The following is an 8,432-nucleotide window of genomic DNA, read 5'->3' on the forward strand; positions in this document are numbered from 1 at the left end:
AATAGAAGGGCGGTCGCCACGACCGGCATAACCTGGCTTATGTCTCGAAAAAACACGCCAAACGAAGCGAGAAACCAAGCAATACCAACAGTAAGCAGCAGGAGGGGCACGAAAACCAGCGGCACGAAAACAAAGCTTGCATGCAACCGGTGCTCGACCGCCAGCATCAACAAAGCAAGTACCCCCGTGTTCACGAGCGCATGGAATAGTGCAGACAGCACCATCGGCCATGGAAGCACATCGAGAGGAAACACTACCCTTTTAACGAAATTGGGATTACCGACGATCAGCGTGGGCGCGCGCGTTATGCATTCAGCGAAAAAACCATGAACAATGAGGCCCACAAACAGAACGACAGCATAAGGGTGATCCCCACCGATCTCATGGGGCCAACGGCCTTTCAAAACCCCACCAAATGCGAAGGCGTAGACGCCTAGCATCAGGAAGGGGCTGATGACCGACCAGGCGAGCCCAAAACTGGCGCCGCGGTATCGGCCCAAGACCTCGCGTTTGCTCAATTCCCACACTAGGGATTTATGCCGGACAACGGAGGTGAACGGCGACTCCCAGCGTCGGCGCTCTTGCAGCTCCGTCACGTCGCTTCGACCGATACGAACAGGAGCGCTCACTTCAATACCTCTTGTAGCTCTGCATGCAGATCTTGAACATCTTCAACACCAACGGACAGCCGAACCAACCCGTCGCTTATCCCCAGCCGTTTGCGGTTCGCCACAGGTACGGAGGCGTGCGTCATGATCGCTGGATGCTCGATCAGGCTTTCAACACCGCCCAGCGACTCCGCCAGCGCGAACAGCTTGCAACGCTCCAGCATGCGCCGTGCCGTTTTCAGGCCACCCTTGACTTCGATACTGATGATGCCGCCAAAGCCATCCATCTGACGCTTTGCCAACGCGTGCTGCGGATGGCTCTTCAGGCCCGGATAGATGACTTTTTCAACGGCCTGATGCGTTTCCAACCAACGGGCGAGTTCGAGGGCGCTTTCACAATGGGCATTCATTCTGAGATGCAAGGTCTTCAATCCCCGCATGGCCAGAAAAGCGTCGAAAGGACCCGCGACGGCGCCGACAGAGTTTTGCAGAAAGGCCATCTGCTCGGCTAACTCTCGGTTACCGGCCACGACGACCCCCCCGACCATGTCCGAATGCCCGTTGAGGTATTTGGTGGCCGAGTGCAGGACAAGGTCCGCACCATGCTCCAGCGGACGCTGCAACATCGGTGAGCAGAAGGTGTTGTCCACCACCAGAATCAATCCATGTTTCTTAGCAAAACGGGCGACCTTGGACAGATCTACCAGCTTAAGCATCGGATTGGTGGGCGTTTCGGCCCAGATCATGCGGGTATTGGGTTTCAATGCACCCTTGAGTGCGTCACTGTCGTTCAGGTCGATAAAGCTGAAATCCAACCCCGCCGACCGGCGCCGCACCCGCTCGAACAAACGATAACTGCCACCGTAGAGATCATCCATCGCGATCACATGGCTACCGGAATCGAGCAAGTCGAGTACCGTGGCTGCAGCGGCAAGGCCCGAGGCAAACGCGAATCCCGCTATGCCGCCCTCCAGTTCCGCCACACAGCGCTCATATGCCATACGCGTGGGATTCTGCGTGCGTGAATACTCGTAACCCTTGTGCTTTCCAGGGCTCTGCTGCACGTACGTGGAGGTCGCATAGATGGGCGTCATGATGGCGCCGGTGCTGGGATCCGGCTGCTGGCCAGCGTGAATGGCCCGTGTTCCTAAGCCGTATGGACGATGCTTGCTGGTTGATTTCATGCTGACTGTGGTCCCGAATCAAGTGATCGGCAAACCCGACATATTACCCATTTGCCCCTTAACCTTCATGGGGTTGTCGCTACCCCATCTCAGAACCTCATCGCGCCCGCCACCGGGCGCCCTGACCATTGCCGGCCGCCGTATGACAAAATAACGGCCCCATTTGGAGCCATACATGAAAACAATGCTTGTTACCGGCGGAGCCGGGTTTATTGGGGCCAATTTCGTGCTCCAAGCCGTTGCGGATGGTGTGCGCGTGGTGAATCTGGACCTGCTCACCTACGCGGGGAACCTCGATACGCTTGAGTCTCTGAATGGCAACGACAAGCACATTTTCGTACAAGGCGATATTGGGGACCGCGCGCTGGTGGCCGGTCTGCTGCGGGAGCATCGTCCTGACGCCATCGTCAATTTTGCCGCAGAATCTCACGTCGATCGCTCGATCGACGGGCCTGCCGCCTTCGTCCACACCAACGTCGTTGGCACCCTCGGCCTGCTGGAAACCGCAAGAGATTACTGGCGTGGCCTGGACGGTGCTGACAAGGACGCTTTCCGCTTCCTGCACGTGTCCACCGACGAGGTGTACGGCACGCTCGGCGAGGACGGCAAATTCACCGAAACCACCCCCTACGCCCCGAATTCCCCCTATTCCGCGTCCAAGGCCGCCTCGGACCATCTGGTCCGTGCTTTCCATCACACCTATGGCCTGCCCACCCTCACCACCAATTGCTCGAACAATTACGGACCGTTCCAGTTCCCGGAAAAGCTGATCCCCTTGGTGATCCAGAAGGCGATGGCCGGGGAGCCGCTGCCGGTGTACGGCGATGGCCTGAACATCCGCGACTGGCTGTTCGTGGGCGACCATTGCTCGGCCATCCGGCACGTGCTGGACGGGGGCCGGGTGGGCGAAACGTACAACGTGGGCGGTAACGCCGAGCGCACCAACATCACGGTGGTAAAGACGATTTGCGCCCTGCTCGATGCCAAGCGCCCGCTGCCCGATGGGCGCAAGCGCGAATCGCTCATTACTTATGTAAAGGACCGCCCCGGCCACGATCGCCGCTATGCGATCGATTCCAGCAAGCTGCAGCGCGAGTTGGGGTGGAAGCCGTCGCATACGTTCGAAAAGGGGATCGAGGAGACCGTGGATTGGTACCTTTCCAACCAAGCGTGGACCCAGCGCGTGCTCGACGGCAGCTATCGGATGGAGCGTCTGGGCGTATGAGCGCACGCAAGGGCATCATCCTGGCCGGCGGCTCCGGCACGCGGCTCTATCCAATCACCCAGGCGGTGAGCAAGCAGCTTCTGCCGGTTTACGACAAGCCGATGATCTTCTACCCGCTGGCCACGCTGATGCTGGCCGGCATTCGGGAGATCCTGATCATCAATACCCCACATGAGCAGGCCTTGTTCCAGCGCCTGCTGGGCGATGGTTCGCAGTGGGGCCTCGACATCCAGTATGCGGTGCAACCTTCGCCCGATGGCCTGGCGCAAGCGTTCCTCATTGGCCGCGATTTCATCGGCAACAACCCAAGCTGCCTGGTGTTGGGCGACAACATCTTCTACGGCGTGGGGTTGACCGAGCGCCTGAAGCGGGCCGATGCCCGCCAGGAAGGCGCGACGGTGTTCGGCTACTTTGTCAGGGACCCAGAGCGCTATGGCGTGGCCGAGTTCGATGCCAGCGGCCGCGTGATCGGGCTGGAGGAAAAGCCCGCCAAGCCCAAGTCGCATTACGCGGTGACCGGCCTCTACTTCTACGATGCGCGCGTGTGCGATTACGCGGCGGCGCTAAAGCCCTCCCCGCGTGGCGAGCTGGAGATCACCGATCTCAATCGCCGCTACCTCGAAGACAACTCGCTGCATCTGGAACAACTCGGTCGCGGCTATGCCTGGCTGGATACCGGCACGCACGAATCCTTGATGGAAGCCGGCAACTACATCGAAACCATCGAGAACCGCCAAGGCCTGAAGGTGTGCTGCCCGGAAGAGGTGGCCTACAACAACGGCTGGATCGATGCCGAGCAGGTCAAGCGCCTGGCGGCGCCGTTGCTGAAGACCGGTTACGGCCAATACCTCATGCATCTTGTTGAACAGGGTCTTGTCAAATGAAGGTCATCCAGACCTCCTTGCCCGGCGCCATCGTCATCGAACCTCAGGTGTTCGGCGACGCGCGCGGCTTCTTCTACGAAAGCTACAACCGGGCGAAATACACCGAAGCCGGTATTACCTCGACGTTCGTGCAGAGCAATGTTTCGCGCTCCAGCAAAGGCGTGCTGCGCGGCCTGCACTACCAGTGGCCCAATCCGCAAGGCAAGCTGGTCAGCGTGCTGGAGGGTGAGGTCTACGACGTGGCCGTGGATATCCGGCGCGGCTCACCAACGTTCGGTCAATGGGCGGGCGTGATGCTGAGCGCCGACAACCATCGCCACCTCTGGATTCCGGAAGGCTTTGCACACGGCTTCTGCGTGTTATCCGACTACGCCATGTTTTCGTATCAATGCACCGCGCTGTATGACGCGAAGGCCGACGCCGGCGTTCGCTGGAATGACGCGGCCCTCGGCATCGACTGGCCCATCAGCGCACCGCAGCTCTCGGACAAAGATCTCAAGGCGCCCTTACTAGCGGACATCCCTGCGGAAAGACTGCCCGTACTTGCCGAATGAACAACATCCTGCTGCTTGGTGCCAACGGCCAGCTCGGCCGCAGTTTTCTTGAACATGACGCATTGTCGACGCTGGGCACCGTGGTTGCGGCCAGCCGCGATGGCATGCGCTTCGATGGCGGGCCGGCCGAAATGGCCGATCTTTCCTCGCCAGCCACCTTGCCGGCGCTGCTGGACAAGCTGCGGCCCGGCATCATCGTCAATACGGCGGCTTACACCGCGGTCGATCGTGCCGAGCAGGAAGAGCTGCTGGCCACCACCGTCAATGGCGAAGCAGTAGGCGTCATCGCCCGCTGGGCCGCGGCCAACCACGCGCTGGTGGTGCATTACTCCACCGACTACGTCTTCGACGGACAGGCGACCTTACCTTATGCCGTCGCTGCGGCCACGACTCCACTTGGCGCTTACGGCCGCAGCAAACTGGCTGGCGAGCACGCATTGCAGGCCAGCGGTGCCGACCATTTTCTGTTTCGCACGGCCTGGGTCTATGCGCCGCACGGCCACAATTTCCTGCGCACCATGCTGCGGCTGGGCGCGGAGCGCGAGGAGCTGCGTGTGGTCGCCGACCAGCACGGTGCACCGACCAGCACGGACCTTATCGTCAAGGCGACGTCTGCCGCCCTGATCGCCTGGCAGCAGGCCAATGCCGCCCAGCGCGCCGCCATGCAAGGGGTTCATCACCTGGTCGCCAGCGGGCACACCAGTTGGCATGGCTTCGCCAGCGCCATTTTTGAAAAGGCCCATGCCCGCGGGTTGATGCCGCGTGCGCCGCGGGTGCTGCCGATCGCCACTGCCGACTACCCTACGCCGGCCAAACGCCCCGCCTGGTCCGTGCTGGACAACCAGGGCTTTCAGCAACGCTTCGGCTATGCTCTGGCCGATTGGCAGCAAGGCCTGGATGATGTCCTCGACACTCTCGCAAAGCAGGCTGGTTGAACCATGCTGATTCCCTTGATCCTGAGCGGCGGCAGCGGCACTCGCCTGTGGCCGGTTTCACGCCGCAACCTCCCCAAGCAGTTTCTTTCCTTGAGCGGTGACGGCACGCTGTTCCAGCAGACGGCCATCCGTACGCAGAAGCTGCCTGAAGTGGCTGCACCGATCGTGGTGGCCAGCGAGGATCATCGCTTCCTGGCCGCCGATCAGTTGCTGGAAGCTGGCGTCAACGGCGCCACCATCCTGTTGGAGCCCGTTGCCCGCAACACCGCTCCCGCCATCGCGCTCGGCGCCCTGAAAGCCATAGAGCGCGACCCGCAAGCGCTGCTGCTGGTCCTTCCTGCCGACCACCTGATCGGCGACACCGCAAGCTTCGTCGCCGCCGTGCAACAAGCCCTGCCCGCCGCGCGCGATGGCTGGCTGGTAACCTTCGGCATCCGCCCGGATCGCCCGGAAACCGGTTTCGGCTACATCCGCCGTGTGGAGTCCATCGGCGCAAACGCGTTCCGCGTCGAGCGGTTCGTGGAAAAACCCGATCTCGCTACAGCCGAGGGCTACGTCAAGGACGGCGGCTACGACTGGAATTCGGGCATGTTCCTGTTCAAGGCGGCCCGCTACCTGGAAGAGCTGGGCCAGCATGCGCCGGAGATGCTGGAAGCGGTGCGCAAGGCTTACGCCACCGGGCACGGCGATCTGGATTTCGTGCGCGTGGATGCCGAGGCGTTCGCCAAGGTGCCGGACAACTCCATCGACTATGCGGTGATGGAAAAGACCTCACGCGCAGCGGTGGTGCCGGTGAGCTGTGCGTGGAGCGATATCGGTTCCTGGTCGGCGTTGTGGCTCTCGGGCCAGCATGATGAGCACGGTAACCAGCGCGAAGGGGATACGCTGACGGTCAACACGCGCAATTCGCTGTTGCGCTCGCACGATCGCCACATGATCGCCACCGTCGGTGTGGAGGACCTGATCGTGGTCAGCACGCCGGACGCCACCCTGGTTGCGCATCGCAATGCCGCGCAGGACGTGAAGAAGGTGGTCGACCAGCTGAAAGCATCCGGCCGCACCGAGCACTCGTTCCACCGCGTGGTGCATCGTCCGTGGGGCAGCTACGACTCGCTCGAGGCCGGCGGACGTTTCCAGGTCAAGCGCATCGTGGTGAAGCCGGGCGCCAGCCTGAGCCTGCAGAAGCATCATCACCGCGCCGAGCACTGGATCGTGGTGTCCGGCACCGCCGAAGTCACCTGCGATGAGAAGGTGTTCCTGCTGGCGGAAAACCAGAGCACGTACATCCCGCTCGGCAGCGTGCATCGCCTGCGTAATCCAGGCAAGGTGCCGCTGGAGTTGATCGAGGTGCAATCCGGCAGCTATCTGGGCGAGGACGATATCGTGCGCTTCGATGATGTGTACGGGCGGGCCTGATTGGGCTCCCCACCCCGCGCTGCGGCGCGGGGCCTTCGCACTCGTCGCAGGATTCACCTCACGCCTAAGCGGACAAGCTGCGGCATCTAAACGGCTTGGCGCGCCATTGCCGCAGCCTCCAAGGGAACCTGGGCTGGGATGAAATCCTCCTTTGCCCGGCACGGCGATGCTGGGATGTCATCCCAGCCTGCGTTCATGGCAGGCATACCCATCCGCTCCCTCGACTTGATCCCATCGCCCAAGGCGGCTGCAATAGCCGTTGCGCGCGGCATCGTGCCGACCGCTACCGCTCAAGGATCCCCGGATGTCTCGCCGATCAAGCCATTTCCGCCTGCGTTACCTGCTGACGCGTCCCCGCGTTTCTCTCCTTGCGCTGCTCGCCACGCTGTGGGTTTCGGCAAGCTGCGTTGCCGCCTCGACGCCCCCACTGCCGCCTATCAAGCATGTCTTCATCATCATGCTGGAGAACGAGTCCTACCCGGTCACGTTCGGCCCGCAGTCGATCGCGCCCTACCTGGCCCGCGAACTGCCCAAGCAGGGGGCGCTGCTGCCGAACTACTACGGCGTGGGCCATTACAGCCTGGACAACTACATCGCGATGATCAGCGGCCAGGCACCCAATCCGGCTACGCAAGCCGATTGCAGCACGTATAGCGAGTTCGTGCCCACGGCGAAAAAGCCGGACGCGAACGGGCAACTGCCCGGCACCGGCTGCGTCTACCCCAAGAGCGTGAGCACCCTGGCCAACCAGCTCACCGATGCCGGCTTCAGCTGGAAGGCGTACATGGAAGACATGGGCAAGGACCTCGCGCGCGAGGCGGCAACCTGCGCCCACCCGGTCATCGGCACCACCGACATCACCGAACATGCCACGCCGCAAGACCAGTACGCTGCCAAGCACAATCCGTTCGTGTACTTCCACACGATCATCGACCACAAGAAGTACTGCGACAGCCGCGTGGTGAATCTCGATCACCTCACCACCGATCTGGCCAAGCTCCATGACACGCCGAACTTCGTCTACATCACGCCCAACCTCTGCCACGACGGCCACGATGCCCCCTGCAAGGACGGCGAACCCGGCGGCTTGATTTCCGCCGACGTCTTCCTGCGTACCTGGGTGCCGCGCATCGTCGAATCGCCGGCGTTCAAGAAAGATGGCCTGCTGATCATCACCTTCGACGAAGGCAACGACGGCGGCGCCTGTTGCAACGAGCAACCGCTGCCCGGCGGCCCGCAACCGGGCGGCAAGATCGGCCCCGGCGGCGGCCGCATCGGCGCCGTATTGCTCTCGCCCTACATCGCGGCAGGCACGCAACCGGAAACGGCATACAACCACTACAGCCTGCTGCGCACGCTGGAGGACCTCTTCGGCCTGTCGCACCTGGGTTACGCACAGGGCAACGGGCTGCAAACCTTCGGCAGCGACGTCTTCACCGCCCATCCGGCATCAGGCACAGGCAAGTAGGCCGGCGTTACCAGTTCGACCATGCTGCAGGTCAGCGGCCGACGGCATTAACTCAGCCGATGCCGGCTCACGATCGAATGCGTTGCCGAACCTGCTGGCTATAGGCCTTCAGCGCGCAGGTTTGGGGGTTCGCCCCGGACTCGATCCGGGGCGAACCC

General features: G+C 62.1%; 8 protein-coding genes. 6 read left to right on the plus strand and 2 right to left on the minus strand.

Annotated features, from left to right (window positions below; all coding sequences use genetic code 11):
* Both VMA74_RS21255 and VMA74_RS21260 read right to left on the minus strand, forming a co-directional pair.
* On the minus strand, positions 1-629 hold a 629-nt coding region (locus VMA74_RS21255; protein ID WP_325370670.1), incomplete at its 3' end, for an ABC transporter permease.
* On the minus strand, positions 626-1,792 hold the full coding sequence (locus VMA74_RS21260; RefSeq protein WP_325370672.1) for a PLP-dependent aspartate aminotransferase family protein: 1,167 nt from the start codon (positions 1,790-1,792) through the stop codon (positions 626-628). The genes VMA74_RS21260 and VMA74_RS21255, both read right to left, overlap by 4 nt.
* Before the next feature lie 175 nt (positions 1,793-1,967).
* Here VMA74_RS21260 and rfbB point away from each other — a divergent pair, with 175 nt between their 5' ends.
* The 6 genes from rfbB (at position 1,968) to VMA74_RS21290 (ending at position 8,274) form a co-directional block, all read left to right on the plus strand.
* Positions 1,968-3,017, plus strand: a complete 1,050-nt coding sequence (gene rfbB / locus VMA74_RS21265; protein ID WP_325370674.1) for a dTDP-glucose 4,6-dehydratase — start codon at positions 1,968-1,970, stop codon at positions 3,015-3,017.
* Positions 3,014-3,901 carry a glucose-1-phosphate thymidylyltransferase RfbA gene (rfbA, locus tag VMA74_RS21270; protein ID WP_325370676.1) on the plus strand — a complete coding sequence of 296 codons (888 nt, stop codon included), beginning with the start codon at positions 3,014-3,016 and terminating at the stop codon, positions 3,899-3,901. Before rfbB ends, rfbA begins: the two co-directional genes overlap by 4 nt.
* Positions 3,898-4,455 (plus strand): dTDP-4-dehydrorhamnose 3,5-epimerase, encoded by a 558-nt coding sequence (rfbC, locus tag VMA74_RS21275; protein ID WP_325370678.1) that lies wholly within the window; start codon positions 3,898-3,900, stop codon positions 4,453-4,455. Before rfbA ends, rfbC begins: the two co-directional genes overlap by 4 nt.
* Positions 4,452-5,390, plus strand: a complete 939-nt coding sequence (rfbD, locus tag VMA74_RS21280; RefSeq protein WP_325370680.1) for a dTDP-4-dehydrorhamnose reductase — start codon at positions 4,452-4,454, stop codon at positions 5,388-5,390. Before rfbC ends, rfbD begins: the two co-directional genes overlap by 4 nt.
* Positions 5,391-5,393: 3 nt before the next feature.
* Positions 5,394-6,806: a mannose-1-phosphate guanylyltransferase/mannose-6-phosphate isomerase gene (locus VMA74_RS21285; RefSeq protein ID WP_325370682.1), complete on the plus strand. Its 1,413-nt coding sequence runs from the start codon at positions 5,394-5,396 to the stop codon at positions 6,804-6,806.
* A gap of 304 nt (positions 6,807-7,110) precedes the next feature.
* Complete coding sequence (locus VMA74_RS21290; RefSeq protein ID WP_325370684.1) at positions 7,111-8,274, plus strand: alkaline phosphatase family protein; 1,164 nt, start codon at positions 7,111-7,113, stop codon at positions 8,272-8,274.
* Positions 8,275-8,432 lie beyond the last annotated feature (158 nt).

Origin of the sequence: Dyella sp., assembly GCF_035508675.1 — a bacterium.
In the GTDB taxonomy this organism is placed as follows: domain Bacteria; phylum Pseudomonadota; class Gammaproteobacteria; order Xanthomonadales; family Rhodanobacteraceae; genus Dyella_B.